The organism is Vibrio sp. Vb1755 (assembly GCF_033338635.1).
GTDB lineage: Bacteria > Pseudomonadota > Gammaproteobacteria > Enterobacterales > Vibrionaceae > Vibrio > Vibrio alginolyticus.
This window is the reverse complement of the sequence record NZ_JAWOTA010000380.1, coordinates 1-1,022: the sequence shown is the minus strand read 5'-3', so window position 1 is coordinate 1,022 and position 1,022 is coordinate 1. Positions and strand designations below refer to the sequence as shown.

At 50.4% G+C, this 1,022-nt stretch carries 1 protein-coding gene and 1 pseudogene; one reads left to right on the top strand and one right to left on the bottom strand.

The genetic code is table 11. The features are described 5' to 3' along the window. The coding region (locus R7E00_RS25280; protein WP_318124946.1) for a LysR substrate-binding domain-containing protein at positions 1-507 on the top strand (507 nt) is incomplete at its 5' end. A 61-nt stretch (positions 508-568) separates the two neighbouring features. On the opposite strand, the pseudogene R7E00_RS25275 reads toward R7E00_RS25280, so the two are convergent. Continuing rightward, positions 569-1,022 (bottom strand): annotated as a pseudogene (locus tag R7E00_RS25275) (oxidoreductase); the annotation flags it as partial.

Sequence of the window (1,022 nt, the reverse complement as noted above, 5' to 3'; positions counted from 1 at the left end):
TATGAAGGGGCAGATCTCGCCATTTGTCGCCCAACTGGCCCCGTAGAGCCGCTGCGTAGCGAGATTCTTGGTCGCGTTGGCGTGTTGTGTTTACTGTCCAAACAGCATCCTTTGGCGAATCAAGAGATGAGTTTGGACGACTATTTGAGCCACCCTCACGCGATGATTGCCATCAGTGACGGAGTGAAAGCGTTGATTGAGCAAGCTCTGATCGACAAGCCGCAACGCAAAATGGTGCTGCGTGCGTACCATTTAGAAGCTGCGCTGGCGATTGTGGATACACTACCTATCATCATTACCGTTCCGGCAGATTTGGCGTATCTGGTTGCTGAGCGCTATGACCTAGTCGTAAAACCGTTGCCATTCCAATTTACGCCTTTTGATTATTCGATGATTTGGCATGCGCGCTGTGAGCATTCTCCTGCTCAAGAATGGCTGCGCTCCGTTGTGCGTGAAGAGTGCAGCAGGCTGATTGCAAAGCGAATCGAAGACATGGGATTGAACTGATAACAAAAGAGCCAGCAACGCTGGCTCTATTTACGTGAAGTGCTGATTTGTAGCTTGATAACTATAGCTTGATAACAATGCGACCGGTTACTTGGCCGTTGGTAATATCTTCGGCGTATTTTGGCGCTTCAGCGAGCTCTACTTCAGTACACGCTTGCTCGAAGTAGCTGTCTGGTAGTAGCTCAACCAGTTTTTCCCACGCTGCGATGCGTTTTTCGGTTGGACACATCACGGAATCCACACCTTGCAGACGCACATTACGTAGGATGAACGGCATTACTGTGGTTGGCAGGTCAAAACCGCCAGCAAGACCACACGCCGCGACGGCGCTGTTGTAATCCATTTGCGCCAATACTTTCGCTAGCACTTTGCTGCCAACGGTGTCGACTGCGCCAGCCCAAATTTGTTTTTCTAGTGGGCGTGCAGGCTCTTCAAATTCAACACGGTCGATGATGCGACTTGCGCCCAGTTTTTCTAAAAGTGGACCGTTTTGTTCAACACGACCAGTAACGGCT